Genomic DNA, 20,118 nt, shown 5'->3' on the forward strand with positions numbered 1-20,118 from the left:
GCCTGCGATGGGATCGGTTCGTCAGCTTGTCAGGTTGTCAGGTCACTCTGGCCGTACGGGCCCGTCTGGGCGGTGTGGACGGTCTGGGCGGTCGGGCTGGTCCGGGCGGTCCGGCCATAGCTGCCGTACTGGCCGTTTTTGACCGCTCCGGCCGTCAGCGGACCTGGGCCGCGGCGCGCTCGATGACCGAGGTGACGCTGCCGGGGTGGGAGACGGGGACGTCGTGCGAGGAGCGGACGTGGACGATGGTCGCGCCGGCCCGCTCGGCCTCGAACTCCTCGGCGGCGGGTGCGATGGCGTGGTCCTGGCTGCTGACGATGGCGTACTTGGGGATGTCCGCGGGGGCTGCGGCGGTGATCGTCTCGGTGAAGGCGGAGGCGACGACCGGACGCTGGCCGGCCGCGCTCACGGCCGCCTCGGCGGCGGGACGGTCCGCGGCGAAGACGTCACGGTAGGACGCCGCCTTGATGTAGAGGTCGGCGCCGTTCCCGTTGTCCACGGTGTAGGTCGTGTCCGGACCGATGAGGGAGCCGGGGAACTGGGCGTTGAGCGCCCCGAGGGTGTCGCCGGCCTTCGGGATGAAGGCGGACGCGTAGACCAGCGCCTTGACGTTGGGGTTGTCCGCCGCCAGCTCACCGATGACCGCGCCGCCGTAGGAGTGCCCGGCGAGCACAACCGGGCCGGGGATGGTCTTGAGCAGCTTCTCCAGGTAGGCGGTGTCGGAGGCCACCCCGCGCAGCGGTACGGCGGGGGCGATCACCGGGTAGCCGGCCCGCTCCAGCCTGCTGGTCACGCCGTTCCAGGCGGAGGCGTCCTCGAAGGCGCCGTGCACGAGGACCACGGTGGGCTTGGCCTGGTGCCGGGCCGCCGCCGGGGCGCTCTTGGGCGCCGAGTCGTGTGCGGAGGCCGTGGTCACCAGTGCTCCGGACAGCAGTGCGGCGGCTCCGGCGGCCACGGCTGCCGACAGGGTCCACTTCTTCGTCGCTGACTTCATCGCTGATCTCCTGTGCTGATCGTGCCCGCCGGCCGCGGCTGCCGCCGGGCTCCTGGGTCTTGTTCGGTGCTTCGTTGACAGGCATCAGGAAACCGCCGACGGCCCCCGGTCCGGATCAGCCGTTCACCCGAACATGTGAGGCGCCGGCCCGGCGACGGCGGGCGCGGGCGCACCTCTTTCTCACGTGAACGCAGGAGATCGGCGAAGCGGTCTGGAACCCGGCCGTCCCCGGCGCTCTACTGGCCTGGCGACCCACCGTGACCTGCGGATACGTCAACGGTCCCGGGAGGTCGCCTGTTGTCGCCTGTTGTCGCCACGATCATCGCGAACCCGGAGTCAGACCATGTCCAATCTCCCCGTCATCAACCCCGACACCGCCACCGGCGAAGCCGCGGCCCAGCTCGCCGCGGCCGGCAAAGCCCTCGGCGGAACGCCCAACATGGTCAGGGCCATGGCCAACAGCCCGGCCCTGCTCAAGGGTTACCTCGCGCTGAACGGCGCGCTGGCCGGTGGCGCCCTCCCCGCCGGTGTCCGGGAACGGCTGGCCCTCACCGTCTCCGAGGCCAACGGCTGCTCGTACTGCCTCTCCGCGCACACGTACATCGGCGAGCACCTGCTGAAGGTGCCCGCCGTGGAGCTGGAACACGCCCGCCACGCCACGTCCGAGGACCCGCACGCCGCCGCCCTGCTGACGCTGGCCGCGACCGTGGTGCGCGAGCGCGGCGCCGTCGGCTCCGAGGCGCTCGGCGCCGCCCGCCGGGCCGGCGCCACCGACGAGGAGATCGCCGAGGTGGTGGGGCACGTCGCGCTCAACGTGCTCACCAACTACTTCAACGTCCTGTCGGACATCGACGTCGACTGGCCGGTGCGGGTCCTGCCGGGCCGCCCGGCGGCCGGCGACCGGTAACGGAGGTCCACCCACCGCCGTCCGCGGGGTCGGTGGCACCGCCGGCGGCGTGTCGGGCCGTCGCCGGCGTCAGCGGGTGACCACCACCTTGCCGGTGGTGCGGCCGGATTCGACCAGCCGGTGGGCCTCCCGCAGGCCGGCCGCGGAGAAGTCGGGGAGGGTCTTGGTGAGCGTCGTACGGATCCGCTTGTCGTCCACCAGACCGGCCACCGTCTCCAGCAGCTTCCCCTGCTCGGCCATGTCCGCGGTCTGATACGTCGTGCGGGTGAACATCAGCTCCCAGTGCCAGGCGATGCTCTTGGACTTCAGCGGCAGCAGGTCCAGGCCCTCGGGCTCGTCGATGGCGGTGATGTGCCCGAAGGGCCGGACGATCCGCGCGAACGCCTCGATATTGCCCTTCGAGTGGGGGCTGAACAGGAAGTCGACACCGTCGGATGCCACCTCGCCGGCCGACGCGACCAGGTCGTGGTGGTCGACCACCCCGTCGGCGCCCAGTTGCCGCACCCACGCCTGGGACTCGGGACGGCCGGCCGAGGCCAGCACCCGGACGCCGGTCAGCTCCATGGCGAGCTGGATCAGGATCGAGCCGACCCCGCCGGCCGCGCCGAGGGCCAGCAGGGTGCCGGTGGAGTCGGCGGTCAGCGCGAAACGGTCGAAGAGCGTCTCCCAGGCCGTGATGGTGGTCAGCGGCATCGCCGCCGCCTCCGCCCAGTTCAGGGAGACGGGCTTGCGGGCCACGATCCGCTCGTCCACCGCGTGGAACTCGGCGTTGGTTCCCGGCCGGGTGATGTCGCCCGCATACCAGACCTCGTCCCCCGCCGCCAGCGTGGTCACCTCAGGACCGACCGCCTCCACCACACCGGCCGCGTCGAAGCCCAGGATCCGTGGCTCGTCGGTCGGTGCGAGGCCGGACCGCACCTTGGCGTCGACCGGATTCACCGAGACGGCCCGCACGCGCACCAGGACGTCCCGGGGCCGGAGTTGCGGGACGGGGACCTCGATGTCCTGCAGGCTGTCCGGGTCGTCGACCGGCAGCCCCCGGTAGGAGGCGATCGCCCGCATCGTGCTGGGTGTGCTCGGCGTACTCGTGGTCATACCTGTGCTCCTTCGGACCCTGGCTCGGCTCGGTGCCGCCGCGTACTTCTTCCCCCACCATCGCCCAGGCATGGCCCGGCGGCCGTACGGGGCTGGTCCGTACGGCCGCCGGACGGTCGACATGCCAGGTCAGGGATGGGTCAGCCGGCCGTAGAGCCTGGTCCAGGCGGTGTCCTGTGCGGTGGCCGGCCTGCCGTCGCAGAAGGGGAGGGCGCCCTTCGCCGTGTAGTACTTCAGCATGCCGAGGACGGCGAGCGTCCTGCCGCCCGCGCCGCCGGTGTAGTCGCCGTCCGGCAGCACCCGTTGGTGGGCGCGGCAGTGCGCCCGCCTGCTGTCGGTGGTGCTGTCGAAGGCGCCGGTGCGGGGGCCGGACGCGGCGCAGCCGGTCAGCGCGAGAGCGGCGGCGGCGAGCGTCAGGGCCCACCGGGTGCGGGTGGCTGGGCGCATGGTGGTGTCCCGTCTTCGAAAGGTTGGTTGGCGGTGTCCACGGTTGACGGGGGTGCTCACAGGGGCGCTCACAGGGGCAGGGCCCGCAGCGCGGTGCCGAGACCGACGGCGAGGATGAGCAGGGCGGTCCCCAGCGGGACGACCCGGGTGCTCCACGCGATCAGCCCACCGGGACGGGCCCCGCCGAGGGCCGGGATCCGGTCCCGCAGGGTGAGCAGCAACAGACCGGCGGCGGCCAGTGTCGCGGCCATGCCCAGGCCGTAGCAGAGGACGAGCACGACACCGAACGCGGTGCGCCCGAGCGCGACGGAGCCGAGCAGGACCACCAGGGCCGAAGGGCTGGGCACCAGGCCGCCCGCGACGCCGATGCCGATCAGTCCCCGTCGTGCGCCGGCCTTCCGGGGGCCGTGGTGGTGGGGCCGGCCGGGATGGCTGTGGGTGTGGTGGGTGGGCGGATGGGCGTGGTCGTGGGAGTGCGCGTGGGATTGGTCGTGGGCATGGGCCTGCTGACCCTGGTGGGCATGATCGCTGGCGTGGTCGGCGAGGGCGACGCCCGCGGGCACCTGTCGGTCGGGGGTGGTGGAGGTCCGGGCCGACGGGACCGTATGGGCGTGCCCGTGGGCCGCGACGGCACGGAGACCGTGTCGGCCGTGGTCGTGACCCTCGGCGCCGGCCGCCACCGCGTGCCCGTGCCCGTGCCCGTGCCCGTGGCTGTGCCCGTGCCCGTGCCCGTGCCCGGCAGGCTGGTCGAAAGCCCCGGTGTGCAGCCTGCGCAGGGCGGCGGGCAGCAGCCACAGCCCCGCCCCGGCGATGACGATCCCGCTCAGGGCGCCGAGCCAGGCCAGCACGTCCTCACCGACCAGCGCGGAGGACACGCTGAGCGCGGCCCCGAGGGCGAGGACCGAGCCGGTGTGGGTGAGCGTGACCGTGCCGGCGACGGTGACGGCGTCCCGCGGCCTTCCCTCGCGGCCGGCCAGATAGGCGGCCATCACCGTCTTGCCGTGGCCCGGGAGCGCCGCGTGACCCGCACCGAGCACCATGGCCATCAGTACGGCGAGCAAACCCACCGGAAGGGTGAGCCGGTCCCGGTCGGTGAGCGCGCCGAGGCGCCGGTCCAAGGCGGCGTACCAGCTGCCGAGCCATCCGGTGCCGGGAGCCGTCGCGGCCACCGCGCCGGGACCGGCGCCCAGTGTCACCTCCGCGCGGCGGCTGTCGAGCGGGTTGGCGAGCAGATCAGCCGGATACCCGCGCAGGGCGTCGGAGACCGAGACGGCCGGTACGTCGGCCGACCCGATCCGTACGCCGTCGCCCCGGGCGGTGATCTCGTGCCAGCCGATGTGCCCGGCGTCGACTCCGGTGGCCAGCCGCAGCGTTCCGCCGGCGCCCAGGCGCGCGGCGGCGGTCAGCCGGCATTCCAGGCGCCCGGTGTCGAGCCCCGCCTGGCCCCGTACCAGCCGAAAGGTGGCGGTGACGGGGCGGAAGCGCAGGTCCCCTCGCGGCCCGCGCGGGTCGGGCCCGGCGGTGGCTTCGATGCGGTCCGCCAGGCTCGCGCACGCTGTCCGCGCGTGGGCGGCGGCCTCACTCGGGCTCAGCCGGCCGTCGTGATCGGTGTCCATGGCGGGCCCGGCCTGGAGGGTCGGGATCTCCGCGGTGTCCACCACCGCCAGATCGTCGACCCGGTCCCGGTGGACGGTCAGTCCGTCGTAACGGTTGACGGTGAAGTTCCCGAGCGGGTGCGCGTCGGCGGCCGGCGCGGCCAGCCAGAGGAGCAGGGGGGCGGCGAGGACGGCGAAGGCGCCGCGGCGGGCCCGCCGGACGCGGCGGCCCAGGGCGGGCCGGTGCCTCGGAGCGGGGCGGGTGGTGGCCGTGGGTGTGGTCACTGCTGTCCTTGGAGTGCGGCCAACCGGGCGCGCGCGTCGGGGGCGTGGAGCGGGGAGAAGGCGGGGTTGGCGGCCAGCGCCCCGGCGAGGTCGGTACGGGCGGCGCGCCGGTCGCCGAGCGCCTGCTCGATGACCCCCCGGTGGTAGCGGAGCAGGGCGTCCCGCCAGCCGAGCCGGCCGGCCTGCCGGGCCGGCGGGAGCGCCTCGGCGTCGCGGCCCGCCCGGTGCAGCGCCCAGCCGAGCGCGTCCGCGACGAGCACGCTGTGGCGCCGGTGCCACTCGGCGGTCAGCAGGGTCACCGCGATGGCCGGATCGCCGTGGTCGGCCTGGTACTGGCCAAGGTTGAGGTCGTCGACCACGCCGTTGGCCGCGAAGAGCCGCTGTTCCGCTTCGAGCACCGTGTACTGCTCGCGTGCCTCACCGCTCCGGCCGAGGGAGTCGAGCAGTTCGCCGAATTCCAGTACGTACTGGGGCTGGGGCACCCGGTCGATGGCCGTACGGTAGTCGCGGATCGCCGGCCCGGTCCGGCCGAGCGCGGCTTCGGCGCGGGCGGCGCCGGCGAGGGAGGGGGTGTAGGTCGGGTCGAGTGCCAGGGCCGCGCGGTAGTGCCGCAGGGCCTGCGCGGTGGCGCCGGTGTTGAAGGCGAGCTCGCCGAGATAGTGCTGGCAGAACGCCTCGTCGGCCGGGTTGGACGCGTCCGCCAGGGCCCGTCGCAGGGCCTGCGCCGCCTCGGTCGTGCGGCCGTGGAGTTCGAGGGTGTAGGAGGCGCGGGTGAAGGAGGCGGTGGAGGGGTGCAGGTCGAGCATCCGCTGTACCGCGTCCTGGGCACCCCGGTCGTCGCCGAGTTGGGTCAGCGCGTCGTTGAGGGCTCCGTAGGCGGCCCAGGCGTAGGGATCGTCGGTGACGGCTGTTCTCGCCCAGGTGCGGGCCTGGGCGAACTGGTGCCGGGCGTTGGCGAGTCCGGCCATCCCGATGAGTGCCTGGGTGTTGTGCCGCGGCTGGAGCCGCAGGGAACGCCGCAGGGCGGCCTCGGACTTCGGGTAGAGCGTCGGGTCGACGTGCAGCCGGGCCTGTTCCACGTAGGCGGAGCCGAGTTGGGCCCAGGAGGAGGCGTCGGACGGCTGCGCGCGCAGGCTCCGCTGGAGCTTGTCGACCACGCCGTCCATGCCCGGCGGTGTGCGGGTCGCGCCGGCCGGCGGGCCGCGGAACGCGGTGGCCGGCGGCGAGGAGTCCCCGGAACTCCGGAGCGCGGCGAATCCGGTCAGCCCGGCGCAGAGCGCGGTGGCGGTGACGATCAGGGCGAGGCGGCGCATCGGCGTCTCTCTGGTCAGGTCGGAAGAGGCGGTGGGATCCAGCACCGGGCGACCCGGCGGTCCGGGGATCCGGCGGTCCGAGGCCTGGCGGTCCGGCGGCCCGGGGATCCGGGGCCCGGCGCGGGCGAACGCGGCAGAGGTCCGCCCGCGCCGGAGTCTGGTCAGCCGGCCTGGTTCACCGACCCGGTGTACGGCAGGGCGAGGTACGGGAAGGAGGTACCGAACGGCACACCGGGGCCGTTGACACCATCGCCCGCGGCCAGCGCCGTCACAAGGTGGCCGGGGGTGGCGCCCTCCAGCGCCTGGATGGCGATGTCCACCACGTCGTCACCCGGCCGGCGCCCGTTGGGGAAGCCCTGGAAGTCCCCGTCCAGCACCCCGAGACGGTCGGGCTTGGCCGTCACCGGCGTGGACATGTTCAGCCGCAGCTCCTCGGCCGGTACGAACTTCTTCTTGTCGATGTCCTGGTTGAGCAGCTGGGAGTTGAGGTCGACCGCGAGCGGGCCGCCGGCCGCCTTGGCGATGCCCGTCAGGAAGATCTCCGCGAGGTCCAGGCGTGGCGTCTTGGGGGCCGGGATGCCGTAGATCGACTGGATGAGCTTGGGCAGTTCCGGGTCGAGGACCTTCGCCACCAGCTTGGGCTGCTTGTGGTCCTGCGACGGCGGCAGGGCGTTGAACGCGTTCTTCAGGCCGGCCGGCACGACCGCCTCGTTGACCAGCGGGTTGCCGAGCCGGGAGACCTGGACGAACGGCCCCCTCGGGGTGGCCTTGCCCGGCGTGAGGTTCAGGGTGCGCCGCTCGGTCGAGCTCCACACGCCGATCACCGGGTTGCGCTTCGCGTTCCCCTTGTAGGCCAGGGCGGACTTCGGCACCTGGATGGCGACGGTGTTGACGTTGTAGCCGTTCAGGGTGTTGTGCCCGGTCTCGGAGAGGTTGCCGCCGTAGAGCAGGTCGAAGACCCGCAGGTCCAGGAAGAACGGGTCGGCCGCCTGGCTCGCGACCGTCCGGCCGCCGCCGGGCAGCGGCCTGGTGGCCTGGCCGCGCAGCCTGGCGTAGTCGGGCATGGACGCCTTGCCCACGTTCGAGGGCGCGGCGATCGCGTCCTTGACCAGGGTGACCGGCTTCCGGCCGGCGCGGAGTTCCTGGAGCGTGTAGTGCTGGCGGAACAGCAGGGTGTTGTCGGTGAGGTTGTTGACGACCCCGTTGTTGTAGAGAAACGTGTTCTCACCGCGCCGGTCCTCGTTGCGGAACGTCCACCGGTAGGTGAGGTCGGGTTTGCCGGTGCCCCGGCTGTCGATGTTGATGTCGTAGTGCGCGTCGGTGGCGAAAGGGTAGAAGTTCGGCCCGCCGTTGGGCTCCTGGAACGGATACCAGTTCGCGACCAGCGTCACCGTGTCGGACGCGTCGGGGCTGCTGAAGGCGTAGAGGTCGGTGTTGTCGACCTGCGGGTCGGCGGCGATCAGGGGCGCTTCCCGGTGGCTGGACGCCTGGCTGACGCCCGAGCCGGGCCCGGCGAGCGCTGCTGCGGCGACGGCCGTGCTCAGCGCGAAGAGCAGCGCCGCCGACTTCCACCGGCCCGGACGAACCGGTGGCTTGGTGCGTGTCGTCATGGATGGTCTTCCTGTGAAAGGGCCCGTTGTCCTTGAGGACCGGCCTCACAGCGCTCTTCGTCCCCGAGATGTCCGGGGATTGGCCCACTCCGCCGGGTTCACCCGAGCGGCCTAAGCCTGCCGCCGCCGGGATCTTGGGCGTCGGCCCGCCACCGCGCGGCGCTTCACGCGCCCAGCCGCTCAACGGGACCCGGCAGCCGGAATGGCGGGGTGTCCCGGCCGGAAAGACGGGTGGGAACCGGCGGTTAATTGGTAACAGTTGATTACCGACCGCACAGTCTTTTTCGTGGCCCCCGATCAGAAATCCGCGGCCGACAAAACCCCACTGGCCTCTATAACACCTTGGCCAACACCCCCGACTCCCCCTTCTGTTCACCACTCCCTCATCCGCCGGATCGCCGGACCCTCTCGTCCTGCCGCCCGGGGGTCGAGGGAGGCGGAACGTTTCCCGGAAGTCTTCGAGTCGAAAGGAGTGCTGTGAGAAGGTATCCGCCTGAGCCACCCCCCGGTTGGCTGGTTATTCGGATGAACCGGCCGTCGGTATCGTGATCGCCGCCAAGGGCCGCGCGGTGTTCACGTGGCGACGCTCGGCGAGCGAGCGATACGAGGATCGTTGCGTATGGATTCCACACTGCCTGGAGCCGCACCGGCTTCGAAATCGGCGGCGACATCGGCGGCCGCGGCCTCGTCGTCGGCGGCACCTCCGGCGTCCACCGCGCGGCGGCGCAGAAGGCTGACCGCCCGGATAAAGGACGGCGTCCGCGATCTCAGCACCCAACTCTCCCTGCTCACCCATCAAGTGGGCACTCATGTCGACCTTCGGGACGCCGATCTGGAGTGTCTCGACCTGATCAGCCGTTACGGGCCCATCGGCCCGACCGCGCTGGCCAAACGCGCCGGTCTGCACCCGGCCACCATCACCGGCGTACTCGACCGCCTCGAACGCGGCGGCTGGGTCGTCCGCACCCCGAACCCCAGTGACCGGCGGGCGATCCTCGTCCGGATCATCAAGGAGAAGGAGGCCGAGGTCGCCTTCCTCCTCTCGGAGTTCAACACCGCGCTCGACGACGTCTGTTCCGGCTACGGGGACGCCGAACTGGTCATGATCGCCGACTTCCTGCTGCGCACCTCGAAGGCGGCCCGCATCGCGACCGACGACCTCGCCGACAACTGACGTCCCCTGATCCCCCCGCTTCTCCCGCTTGTCCCAGTTCCACCCCCGCTCCACTTCAGCGCCACCACTGACTCATAGCCGCGGGCCCGTCACGGGGCCCGCGGTTTTTTTGGGTGCGCACCGCCCGTCGCACGCCGCCGGATCGTGTCGGAGCCGTCTGGCGTGCAACCGCTTGTACTTTTCTGCTCGTTCACCACTCGTTTCGAGCAGGATCAATCACCTACACTGGCGCGGCAAGCACCTGTGCGACCCCCGTGCCCCGGTGGGCCGCACGCCGGCCGGCCCAACTGGTGAGGAGCACCTATGCCCGCGTCGTCCCTGACCACCGCCGAGATCAGCACCCAGCCGGAGTGCTGGCAGCGGGCGGCCGAGCTGGCCGCCGCCGAGGCCGGCAAGCTGCCGGTGGCCGGCGAGCGCGTCGCGGTGATCGGCTGCGGCACCTCCTGGTTCATGGCGCAGTCCTACGCCGCGCTGCGTGAAGGCGGCGGGCAGGGCGAGACGGACGCCTTCGCCGCCTCCGAGTTCCCCTTCGGGCGCGCCTACGACCGGGTGCTGGCCATCACCCGGTCCGGCACCACCACCGAGGTGCTGCGGGCCTGCGAACGGCTGCGCGGCGGGGCGCGGGTCACCGCGGTCACCGCCGACCCCGACACCCCGGTGCTGGGGGCCGCCGACGACCTCGTCGTGCTGGACTTCGCCGACGAGCGGTCGGTCGTCCAGACGCGCTTCGCCACCACCGTGCTGGCGCTGCTCCGCACCCACCTCGGCGACGACCTGACCCCGGCCGTCGCGGACGCCCGCAAGGCGATCGACGACGAACTGCCCGCCGGGCTGACCGAGTCCGAGCAGTTCACCTTCCTCGGCACCGGCTGGACCTACGGCCTGGCCCAGGAGGCCGCGCTGAAGATGCGCGAGGCGGCGGGCGCCTGGACCGAGTCCTACCCGGCGATGGAGTACCGCCACGGTCCGATCAGCATCACCGGGCCGGCCCGGGCCGTCTGGTCCTTCGGCCCGCTCCCGGACGGGCTCGCGGACAACGTGGCCGCCGTCGGCGGCCGCCTCGAAGCGCACCCGTCCTTCGACCCACTGGCCGACCTCATCCGCGCCCAGCGCCTCGCGGTGGCCATCGCCGAGGCCAAGGGATTCGACCCCGACCAGCCCCGCAACCTCACCCGTTCCGTCATCCTCCGCTGATCGCCCCTGGCCGCCTCGCCGCCGGCTCTCTCACCGCCACCCGCACGACGTCGAAGGACCCGCCGCCATGCCCGCCGCCCCCACCGCCGAACTCGTGTCCGCCGCCCGGGCCTCGGGCCACGGCGTCGCCGCCTTCAACGTCATCACGCTGGAGCACGCGGAGGCGATCGCCTCCGCCGCCGAACAGACCGGGCTCCCGGTCATCCTCCAGATCAGCGAGAACGCGGTGAAGTTCCACGGCGGCCGGCCAGAACCGCTCATCGCCGCGACCACCGCCATCGCCTGCGGCGCCAAGGTCCCCGTCGCCGTGCACCTGGACCACATCAACAGCGAGGACCTGCTGCGCGCGGGCGTCGCGGCCGGCGTCACCTCGGTGATGTTCGACGCCTGCGCCCTGCCCTATGCGGAGAACGTCGAGGTCACCGCCCGGATCACCGCCTGGGCCCATGAACGCGGAGTGTGGGTGGAGTCCGAACTCGGCGAGGTCGGCGGCAAGGACGGCGCCCACGCCCCCGGTGTGCGCACCGACCCGGGCGAGGCCGCCGCCTTCATCGCGGCGACCGGGGTGGACGCGCTCGCCGTCGCGGTGGGCAGTTCGCACGCGATGACAGAACGCACCGCCGAGCTGGACTTCGACCTGATCACCCGGCTCCGGGCCGGCGTCGGGGTGCCACTGGTCCTGCACGGCTCCTCCGGCGTGCCCGACGGCGACCTCCGCCGGGCCGTCACCGCCGGGATGACGAAGATCAACATCGGCACCGCGCTCAACGTCGCCTTCACCGCCGCCGTCCGCGACCACCTCGTCGCCGAGCCCGCGGTGGTCGACCCCCGCCGCTACTTCCGCCCGGCCCGCGCCGCGATGACCAGCACGGTGGCGCATCTGCTCAAGGTCATCGCGGCCTGACCGACGCCCGTCCCTCGGCGAACCGCTGGAGCCCGGCGGCCAGCGGCACCATGGGCGCCGGATAGTCATAGCGCGCCCGGTCCCGCTCGCCCAGCTTCCACGGCTCGTGCACCTCCTTGCCGGCCAGCCCGCCGAGTTCCGGCACCCACCGGCGCACATACGCTCCCGCCGGGTCGAAGCGGAGCCCCTGCCGCACCGGGTTGAGCACCCGATTGGGCCGGGTGTCGGTCCCGGTGCCCGCCGTCCACTGCCAGTTGAGCTGGTTGTTCACCAGATCACCGTCCACCAGCAGGTCCAGAAAGTGCCGGGCGCCGATCCGCCAGTCGATGTAGAGCGTCTTGGTCAGAAAGCTGGCCACCAGCAGCCGGCCCCGGTTGTGCATCCATCCCTCCTCGCGCAACTGCCGCATCGCGGCGTCCACCACGGGGTACCCCGTCCGTCCCTCCTTCCATGCGGCGACCTCCTCGGGAGCGGTGCGCCAGCGGTCGTTCCTCGTCCGGTAGTCCTGCCAGGCCGCGTCCGGGCGAGCGGCGAGCACCTGATGGTGGAAGTCCCGCCAGGCCAACTGCCGCACGAAGTCCCCCGCTCCGGTACCCTCCGCCGCCCCGGCACCGGCCCGATCACCCGATTCCCTGGCCTGGTGGACGAGTTCGGTCACCGACAGACAGCCGAAGTGCAGATACGGCGACAGACGCGAGGTGACGTCACCGGCCAGGTCGTCATGCCGCTCCCCGTACGCGGCCAGGTCCCTGCTCCGCCACCCGCTCCACAGCTTGCGGCCGGTCGTCTCACCGCCCCGTGGCAGCGCGGGCGACGGCCTGCCCCCGCCGCGGCCGGTGAGCTCGGCGGCCGTCGGCAGCGGCAGGGACCGCACCGCCTCGGGCACCGCCACCCGTCGCGGCGCCGCCCGCGGCGACCGGAGCGGCTCGGCCTGCCAGCGCCGCCAGTAGGGGGTGAACACCCCGAAGTGGTCCCGGCCCGCCGGGGTGATCACCCCGGGGGGCACCGCCGTGATCACCGCGTCGTGCACGATCAGCTCGCAGCGGAGCCCGGCCAGCTCCTCGCGGAGCCGCTCCTCACGCCTGGCCGCGTAACCACTCACCCCGCCCGCGATGTGCACCTCACGGGCGCCGGTCTCCCGCACCACGGCGCCGACCTCCGCCGCCGGCTCACCGTGCCGCACGACGAGCCGGCCGCCGCGCGAGCGCAGTCCCTCGTGCAGGTCGGCCAGGCACTCGGCGAGGAAGGCGGCCCTGTTCGGCGCGGCGAACCCGATCCGGGCGACCGCCGGGTCCACGACGAAGAGCGGAACCGTCCGGCCGGCACGGACGGCTTCGGCCAGCACGGGGTTGTCCCGGAGCCGGAGGTCCGCCGTGAACAGGGCGACGGACACGGACTCAGTCATGAGCGGTGGGTGTCAAGGGAGTTGCTGGGGTCGTCATGTGTTCGAAGTCTGCCGCAGACACGGCTCACAGAAAGGGTAGAACACGGCGAAAAACCCGAAAGAGTGAGCGAACGGCGAATCACGGACAGAGTCACCTTCCTGCCACGTTTGTCACCGTTACGCGGGTGCCACGTCACAGAAGATCAACAAGCCCATGCGGGTCGGGCCACCTCTCGTTGTCCGGATGAAGGGACCGATCGACATCCCCACCGCATGGAGGTGCATCATGACCGACCGGACTCTGTGGTCGTACGCGGACATCGCGGCGCACATCCGCGTACAGGTCGAGACCGTGCGCTCATATCGCAAACACGGGCATCTGCCCGAACCGGACGTCGTCGAGGGCGGCAAGTCGTTCTGGTACGCGGACACCATCCGGGCCTGGAGCGCCCGGCGGCCGGGAAACCGCAGCCGCCGGGACGCGGACTGAGCGGGCTCTCAGCCTCTGGTGGCCGGCTCGGGATCCCGCGACTGCTCCGCCCGCGGGGTCCCGGAGCCACCGGCGCCCGGGTGCCCACCACTCTCCGATATGCCGAACCGGTCGTGGAACCTGCGCAGCGCCGGCGGCGCCCACCAACTGAACCGCCCGGTCAGCCGCATCACCGCGGGCACGAGCAGGGTCCGCACCACCATCGCGTCCATGATCACCGCCAGGGCGATCCCCAGACCCAGCATCTTGGTGTCGGTCACCCGTGAGGTGCCGATCGCCACCATCACCACCGCGAGGATCACCGCCGCGGCGGTGATCAGCCCGCCGGTCCGCCTGAGTCCGAAGACGATGGACGCCTGATGGTCCCCGGTCCGGTCGTACTCCTCCTTGATCCGGGACAGCAGGAACACGCCGTAGTCCATGGAGAGTCCGAAGGCCACGCAGAACATCAGCACCGGCAGGGTCGTCTCGATGCTTCCGCTGGAGGTGAACCCCAGCAGTCCGGAGAGATGGCCGTCCTGGAAGACCCACACCACCGCGCCGAACATCGCGGTCAGGCTCAGCGCGTTGAGCAGCACCGCCTGCACCGGGATGATCACACTTCCGGTGAGCAGGAAGACCAGCAGCAAGGTGACCAGCACGATGATGCCGACCGCCCAGGGCAGTTTTTCGCCGATGGCGTGCTTGGAGTCGTCAAGCACCGCCGCCTGCCCCGCGACCGACGCCCGGAAGTCGGTCGGCACCGCCCGTATCCGCCGCACCAGAACCTGCGTCGCGGTGTCCACCGCCTCACCCTTGGGCAGCACCCGCACATAGGCGCTTCCCGAGCCGGAGTCGGTGAAGGGGCCGTCGACCCGCACCACCCCCGGCAGCGCGGCCACCCGGCGGTCGTACTGGGCCAGTTGGGTGGCGTCCGCCCCCTGGGTGAGGACGGTGATCGCCCCGTCCGGGCTGCCGGGGAACTCCTGGCGGATGTGCTGCTGCACCACATGCGCCTCGGCGGTGGCCGGCAGTTGCCGATCGTCGGCGGTACCGAACGTGACCCGCAGGAAGGGCAGCCCGAGCACCAGCAGCGCGGCGACCGCCCCCGCCGCGAACAGGGGCGCCCGGCGCATCACATACCGCGCCAGCCCGGCGTACCCGGCGCCCGGCTCCGCCGAGGTGCTGAGCCGCAGCGCCTTCCGCAGATCCAGGGCGTTGACCCGGTCGCCGAGCAGCACGAGCGCGGCGGGCAGCAGGACCAGTGCGGCCGCCGCGGCCAGCAGCACCACGGCGATGCCGGCGTAGGCGAAGGAGCGCAGGAAGTACTGCGGGAAGACCAGCATCGCCGAGAGCGAGGCGGCGACTGTCAGCGCCGAGAACAGCACGGTGCGGCCGGCCGTGCGCAGCGTCGTGCCCACAGCGGCCCTCGGGGTCTGCCCGGTGGAGAGCTCCTCGCGGAACCGGCGCACGATGAACAGCGCGTAGTCGACCGCCAGTCCCAGGCCGAGCGCGGTGGTGAGGTTCTCGGCGAAGACCGAGACGCTGGCGAACTCGGTGAGTCCGCGCAGCACCGCACTGGTGCCGAGGATGGCCACGATGCCGACGCCGAGCGGCAACAGCGCCGCGATCGCGCTGCCGAAGACCATGACGAGCAGCAGCAGGGTGATCGGCAGGGCGATCACCTCGGCGCGCAGCAGGTCCGCGCGGATGGTGCTCTGCAACTCGTCCCCCACCGCGGCGGATCCGCCCACCGTCACCGTGACCGGGCCGTGCGCGCCGCGGTAGGCCGGGGCGATCACCTTGACCTCGGAGGCCACCGTGTCGTCGTCCCCGCGGAGCCTGGCGGTGATCATCGCGGACCCGCCGTCCTTGGCCCGCAGCGCGGCCGCGTGGGTGTCCCAGTAGGAGGTCACCCCGGCCGCCGCGGGATCGGCGGCGAGCCGGCGGGCGAGTTCACGCCCCTGGGCGGCCACGGCCGGGCTGTCCACCCCGGCTCCCCTGGCGTCCACGAGCAGCACCAGGTTGGGCTGGGAGGCGGGGAAGTGCTGGGCCAGCGCCTTCGTGGCGTAGGAGGACTGCGAGCCGGGTGCCTCCCAGCCGCCGGCGACCAGGCGGCTGCCCACCCCGCTCCCGGCGACCACCGCGAGGGCGGTGAAGAGCAGCGCCAGCAGCAATGTCAGCCGCGGCCGTGCGGTGACGACCCTTGTCCAGCCGCGGATGGTGCCTTCGCGGTTGTCATCGGACATGACAGAGGTGTCCCTTCCCCGGAGAACGACATGACGACATAGCCCCACCGGGGCTTTAGACTCGAAACACGAACGATCGCTCGTGTTTTCTAGAATGCGAGCGATCTCTCGTGTTTGTCAATCCTCTCTGGGGGTTCAACGTGTCCGAGCCGGACGAAAGACCGCGCCGCCGGCAGGCGCGCGGCGAGCGGCGGGTCAGCCAGCTCCTGCAAGCGGCGGCCAACGTGTTCTGCGCGGTGGGCTACACCGCCTCAAGCACCAACGCCATCGCCCGGGAGGCGGGCGTCTCGCCGGGCACGCTCTACCAGTTCTTTCCCAACAAGGAAGCCATCGCCGTCGAGCTGAGCGGCCAGTTGATCAAGGAGATGGAGGCGACCCACGGCCGGATCTTCACCGCGGAGACCGCCCGGCTGCCGCTTGGCCGGCTGATCGACGAGGTCACCGATCCGTTCATCGAGTTCAACGCGGCCAACCCGGCGTTCCTCGCGCTGATCCAGGGTCCGGACACGCCCGGAAGGGTCGCCGACGAGCACAATGTGCTGCACGACTCGCTGCTGGAGCAGGTCACCGAACTGCTGGCGGTGCGGGTGCCGTCCCTGTCCCGGGCCGAGCGCTCACTCATCGCCGAGATGTCGTTCGCGATGTTCAAGGCAGGCCTCAACCTGGTCATGCAGCACCGGGAGGACCGGCGGGACGCCTACGCGCGGGAGCTGAAAGGCGTGCTCTACCGCTATCTGGAGCCCTATGTCGGAGTCGATGCCGTAGCGGCGCCGTAACGGGGGCGGCTCTCCTCCCGGCAGCCGGGCCTACTTCCCCTGGCCGGCCGCCCCGCACGGAAAACGGCCGCTGCGGGCGCTGCTGCCGGTGGCGTCGCCCTCGCCGCCCCCGTCGGCCTCTTCGTATTCGCCGGCACCGTCGTACTCATTGGCCAGCGGGACGAAGGAGCGCGGCGACGGCGGCACCAACGCGGAGGGCGGCCCGATCCTCGGACCGCCCTTCGACATGACCACACGCTCCCCGGGAGCCGGCTTGGCCGTGGCCCGCATCGAGGCGGCCCTGCCCCCTTCTCCGGCGAGGGACGTCCTGACGACCGTCGACGGCCGGGCGACCCCACCGGGACCGCGCGGATGGCGCCTGTCCGCCGAACGGGACATCCACTGCACCACGGTGCCGACGGTGGCGACCAGGATCGATATCCCCAGACCGAGCGTGAGCGCGAAGAAACTGTTCGACGCCGCGCGGCCGCTGAAGTAGCCGGCGCCGACCGAGTAGCCGGCCCACACCGCCTCCGCCACGCCCGCGCCGATCGCGTACCGGCGAGCGGGATACCGTACGACACCCGCCGCCAGGCCGCCGACCACCCGGCCGCTCGGCAGGAACCGGACACCTATGACGAAGGGCACGCCATGGCGCTGGATGCGCTCGGCGGCCCAGTTCAACAGGGCTGCCCTGCGCGGCCGGCGCCGCATGCGGTCCAGCACCCGGCCGCTCACCACCCGGCCCGTCCGGTGGATCAGCAGGTCACCGAGGAACGCGCTGCCCGCCACCACCAGCAGGACGAGCACCAGGTTGAGCCGGCCCTCCGCCGCCAGCACCCCACCGGTCACGAGCAGCACCGCGTTGGGTACGAGCGGCGGGGCCGTGGTGGCCGCCAGCAACGCGTACGCCAGAAGGACATGTCCACCTTTGAGGTACCCAGCGAGGCCCGAGGTGAAGTCGAGTGCGTGCACAGCCCTTACAACGCCCCTACCACCGACCCTCTTCCCGCTCGGGCCACCGAAATACGGACATCCGCCGGGATCGTCGGACGGGGTCCAACAGGGGAACCAATGGGTGAAAAATGGTCGAAAACAGTCAGTTACAGCCGGATGCCGCCAGATGCAGTCGGATACGGCCAGATACGGTCAGCGACCGAGCAGTTCGCCGCCGTTGCACTGGAGGATCTCGCCGGTGATGAACCCCGCCTCGGGCGAGGCGAGGAAGAGCACGGCCGAGGCCACATCCGCCGGACGTCCCACCCGCCCGACCAGAGTGTGGCCAGCTCGGCGGGTCAGCTCCGCGTCGTTGAGGCGTGAACCGAAGAACTCGGTTCCGGCCACCGTGCCCGGCGCCACGATGTTGCAGGTCACGCCCTGCGGTCCGAGCTGGGCGGCGAGCGAGTGGTTCCAGGCGTGCAGGGCCGCCTTGGAGGCGCCGTACGAACCGCCGCCGCGCAGCGCCGCGACCGAGGTCACGGTGACCACCCGGCCGCCGTCGGTGGCGAACCGGTCCCGCAACGACTCGGTGATCAGCACCGTGGTCAGCACGTTGCGCTCGAAGTCGCCCCGCCAGCGCGCCAGTACGCCGTGCAGACCGGCGCCGACCGCGAGCTCGCGGCTGCCGGCGTTGTTGATCAGCACATCCACCCGATCGGGGAGCTGCGGAAGCACCGCTTCCACATCGTCGGGATCGGCCAGATCACAGACCACCGGCGTGATGTCGAGGCCGTGGCCGGTTCGCAGTTCCTCGGTGGTGGCGAGAAGCACCTCGCGGCGGCGGCCGACGATGGTGACCCGGTGGCCGTCCTCGGCGAAGCGGGTGGAGATGGCCAGACCGATACCGGTACCTCCGCCGGTCACCACGACGTTGCGGACCGCTGTCCCGTTCTCTGCCATCTGCTCCGCCCCTCGAGAGAACAGCACGGTACGGGATTGCCCACGACAGGCCGCGAGCGGGGTAGCCTACAAAAGCACCCTTTCCGGGAAGAGACGTAGATCACAGGCTGTCATGCGTAACCATTACGGTGGTTCGTGGGTCTTATGTCTTGAGCACCGCACTCCCGGCGGAGTCGGTGTGGGGGATGCGGAACGGACTGTCTTGGGGGACGGTCCGAGTTGCGTCGCCGGGGCGACGCCCGGGAAGCTTGAGCGGCCGTCCCGGGCCTTTCGTCCCGGCCGCGGCGCAGCCGCCGAAGACGCCCGGTTCGGACCCGTGGGGGGATTCGCACCGGGAGACGGGAGCGCCCCGTGCCGGACCCGTGGGGGGATCCGTCGCGGGGCGCTTCTTTTGTCTCTGTCTCCACGGCTCCTGCTTGCCGCCGTGGCTGCTGCCGCTCTTTGCCCGTCCGGGGTCAGCGACCCTCGACCGGCACGTAGTCACGGGTGACGACGCCGGTGTAGATCTGCCGCGGGCGGCCGATACGGGAGCCCGGCTCCTTGATCATCTCGTGCCACTGGGCGATCCACCCGGGCAGCCGGCCGATCGCGAAGAGCACGGTGAACATGCTGGTCGGGAAGCCCATGGCGCGGTAGATCAGGCCGGTGTAGAAGTCGACGTTGGGGTAGAGCTTGCGCGACACGAAGTAGTCGTCGCTGAGCGCGTGCTCCTCCAGCTTGAGCGCGATGTCGAGCAGCTCGTCGGACTTGCCGAGCGCCGACAGGACATCGTGCGCCGCGGACTTGATGATCTTCGCCCGCGGGTCGAAGTTCTTGTAGACGCGGTGCCCGAAGCCCATGAGCTTCACGCCGTCCTGCTTGTTCTTCACCTTGGCGATGAAGGAGTCGACGTCGCCGCCGTCCGACTGGATGCGCTCCAGCATCTCCAGCACCGACTGGTTGGCGCCACCGTGCAGGGGGCCCCACAGAGCGCTGATGCCCGCCGAGATCGAGGCGAACTGGTTCGCCTGCGAGGAGCCGACCAGGCGCACCGTCGAGGTGGAACAGTTCTGCTCGTGGTCCGCGTGCAGGATGAACAGCTTGTCGAGCGCGCTGACCACGACCGGGTCGAGCTGGTACTCCTCGGCCGGCACCGAGAAGGTCATCCGCAGGAAGTTCTCGACGTAGCCGAGGTCGTTGCGCGGGTAGACCACCGGCTGGCCGACGGACTTCTTGTACGCGTACGCCGCGATGGTCGGCAGCTTGGCGAGCAGCCGGATCGTGGACAGGTGGCGCTGCTTGGGATCGAACGGGTTGTGGCTGTCCTGGTAGAACGTGGACAGCGCGCTCACCACGGACGACAGCATCGCCATCGGATGCGCGTCACGCGGGAAGCCGTCGTAGAACCGTTTGACGTCCTCGTGCAGCAGGGTGTGCTGAGTGATCTCACCCTTGAACTCGGACAGTTGGTCGACCGTCGGAAGCTCACCGTTGATCAGCAGGTACGCGGTCTCCAGGAAGGAGCCCCGCTCGGCGATCTGCTCGATCGGGTATCCCCGGTAGCGCAGGATGCCCTGCTCGCCGTCGAGGAAGGTGATCGCGGACTTGTAGGCCGCGGTGTTTCCGTAACCACTGTCCAGGGTGACCAGGCCGGTATCGGCACGCAGCTTGCCGATATCGAATCCCTTGTCGCCGACGGTGCTGTCCACGACCGGGTAGCTGTATTCGCCGTCCCCGTACCGCAGTACTACAGAGTTGTCGCTCACGTCATTCCCTCACCGACGGTGTTGCCTCTTCTTCGAGGTGCCCTGACTACATCCACTGTCCCCCATTTGGCACTGTGGTGTGCACTCGGGGTCAGTCAC

Annotated in this window: 17 protein-coding genes; 6 read left to right on the forward strand and 11 right to left on the reverse strand. The window is 71.5% G+C overall.

The window, feature by feature from the left end; translation table 11 throughout:
* Positions 1 to 154: 154 nt before the first annotated feature.
* Entirely contained in the window at positions 155 to 994 is an 840-nt protein-coding gene (locus tag OG519_RS10625; protein WP_405581740.1) for an alpha/beta fold hydrolase, read from the reverse strand.
* Positions 995 to 1,337: 343 nt separating this feature from the next.
* Between OG519_RS10625 and OG519_RS10630 the strand changes: the two genes are divergently transcribed.
* Positions 1,338 to 1,901: a carboxymuconolactone decarboxylase family protein gene (locus OG519_RS10630; protein WP_405581743.1), complete on the forward strand. Its 564-nt coding sequence runs from the start codon at positions 1,338 to 1,340 to the stop codon at positions 1,899 to 1,901.
* Positions 1,902 to 1,970: 69 nt separating this feature from the next.
* Here the strand turns inward: OG519_RS10630 and OG519_RS10635 are convergent, their stop codons facing one another.
* The 5 genes from OG519_RS10635 to OG519_RS10655 all read right to left on the reverse strand — a co-directional run bounded on the left by OG519_RS10635 (position 1,971) and on the right by OG519_RS10655 (position 8,246).
* Complete coding sequence (locus OG519_RS10635) at positions 1,971 to 2,996, reverse strand: zinc-binding alcohol dehydrogenase family protein (RefSeq protein ID WP_405581746.1); 1,026 nt, start codon at positions 2,994 to 2,996, stop codon at positions 1,971 to 1,973.
* 129 nt (positions 2,997 to 3,125) lie between these two features.
* Entirely contained in the window at positions 3,126 to 3,443 is a 318-nt protein-coding gene (locus OG519_RS10640) for a hypothetical protein (RefSeq protein WP_405581749.1), read from the reverse strand.
* Positions 3,444 to 3,511: 68 nt separating this feature from the next.
* The gene (locus OG519_RS10645) at positions 3,512 to 5,323 is read right to left on the reverse strand and encodes a hypothetical protein (RefSeq protein ID WP_405581752.1); all 1,812 of its coding nucleotides are present in this window, start codon (positions 5,321 to 5,323) and stop codon (positions 3,512 to 3,514) included.
* Positions 5,320 to 6,681, reverse strand: a complete 1,362-nt coding sequence (locus OG519_RS10650; RefSeq protein WP_405581755.1) for a tetratricopeptide repeat protein — start codon at positions 6,679 to 6,681, stop codon at positions 5,320 to 5,322. The genes OG519_RS10645 and OG519_RS10650 overlap by 4 nt, the downstream gene beginning before the upstream one ends.
* A 116-nt stretch (positions 6,682 to 6,797) precedes the next feature.
* A complete protein-coding gene (locus OG519_RS10655; protein ID WP_405581758.1) occupies positions 6,798 to 8,246 on the reverse strand; it encodes a DUF4331 domain-containing protein in 1,449 nt (482 codons plus the stop codon).
* A 619-nt stretch (positions 8,247 to 8,865) separates the two neighbouring features.
* Here OG519_RS10655 and OG519_RS10660 point away from each other — a divergent pair.
* The 3 genes from OG519_RS10660 to OG519_RS10670 all read left to right on the forward strand — a co-directional run bounded on the left by OG519_RS10660 (position 8,866) and on the right by OG519_RS10670 (position 11,518).
* Complete coding sequence (locus OG519_RS10660) at positions 8,866 to 9,420, forward strand: MarR family transcriptional regulator (protein WP_405581760.1); 555 nt, start codon at positions 8,866 to 8,868, stop codon at positions 9,418 to 9,420.
* A gap of 303 nt (positions 9,421 to 9,723) precedes the next feature.
* Entirely contained in the window at positions 9,724 to 10,614 is an 891-nt protein-coding gene (locus OG519_RS10665; protein ID WP_405581763.1) for an SIS domain-containing protein, read from the forward strand.
* Positions 10,615 to 10,681: 67 nt separating this feature from the next.
* On the forward strand, positions 10,682 to 11,518 hold the full coding sequence (locus OG519_RS10670; protein ID WP_405581766.1) for a ketose-bisphosphate aldolase: 837 nt from the start codon (positions 10,682 to 10,684) through the stop codon (positions 11,516 to 11,518).
* Here the strand turns inward: OG519_RS10670 and OG519_RS10675 are convergent.
* Entirely contained in the window at positions 11,505 to 12,923 is a 1,419-nt protein-coding gene (locus OG519_RS10675) for a cryptochrome/photolyase family protein (RefSeq protein WP_405581769.1), read from the reverse strand. The genes OG519_RS10670 and OG519_RS10675 overlap by 14 nt on opposite strands.
* A gap of 265 nt (positions 12,924 to 13,188) precedes the next feature.
* Between OG519_RS10675 and OG519_RS10680 the strand changes: the two genes are divergently transcribed.
* Complete coding sequence (locus tag OG519_RS10680; protein WP_405581772.1) at positions 13,189 to 13,392, forward strand: MarR family transcriptional regulator; 204 nt, start codon at positions 13,189 to 13,191, stop codon at positions 13,390 to 13,392.
* Positions 13,393 to 13,400: 8 nt separating this feature from the next.
* On the opposite strand, the gene OG519_RS10685 is transcribed toward OG519_RS10680, so the two are convergent.
* On the reverse strand, positions 13,401 to 15,620 hold the full coding sequence (locus OG519_RS10685) for an MMPL family transporter (protein ID WP_405581775.1): 2,220 nt from the start codon (positions 15,618 to 15,620) through the stop codon (positions 13,401 to 13,403).
* A gap of 140 nt (positions 15,621 to 15,760) precedes the next feature.
* Between OG519_RS10685 and OG519_RS10690 the strand changes: the two genes are divergently transcribed.
* Entirely contained in the window at positions 15,761 to 16,396 is a 636-nt protein-coding gene (locus OG519_RS10690; RefSeq protein ID WP_405581778.1) for a TetR/AcrR family transcriptional regulator, read from the forward strand.
* 30 nt (positions 16,397 to 16,426) lie between these two features.
* Here OG519_RS10690 and OG519_RS10695 read toward each other — a convergent pair whose 3' ends face one another.
* The 3 genes from OG519_RS10695 to OG519_RS10705 all read right to left on the reverse strand — a co-directional run bounded on the left by OG519_RS10695 (position 16,427) and on the right by OG519_RS10705 (position 20,019).
* The gene (locus OG519_RS10695; protein WP_405581780.1) at positions 16,427 to 17,350 is read right to left on the reverse strand and encodes a DedA family protein; all 924 of its coding nucleotides are present in this window, start codon (positions 17,348 to 17,350) and stop codon (positions 16,427 to 16,429) included.
* Between the two features lie 174 nt (positions 17,351 to 17,524).
* Positions 17,525 to 18,274, reverse strand: coding sequence for an SDR family NAD(P)-dependent oxidoreductase (locus OG519_RS10700; RefSeq protein ID WP_405581783.1), 750 nt, complete (start codon positions 18,272 to 18,274; stop codon positions 17,525 to 17,527).
* Between the two features lie 455 nt (positions 18,275 to 18,729).
* Complete coding sequence (locus OG519_RS10705) at positions 18,730 to 20,019, reverse strand: citrate synthase (RefSeq protein ID WP_405581786.1); 1,290 nt, start codon at positions 20,017 to 20,019, stop codon at positions 18,730 to 18,732.
* Between the last annotated feature and the right edge of the window lie 99 nt (positions 20,020 to 20,118).

The organism is Streptomyces sp. NBC_01190 (genome assembly GCF_045039895.1).
Taxonomy (GTDB): Bacteria; Actinomycetota; Actinomycetes; order Streptomycetales; family Streptomycetaceae; genus Actinacidiphila.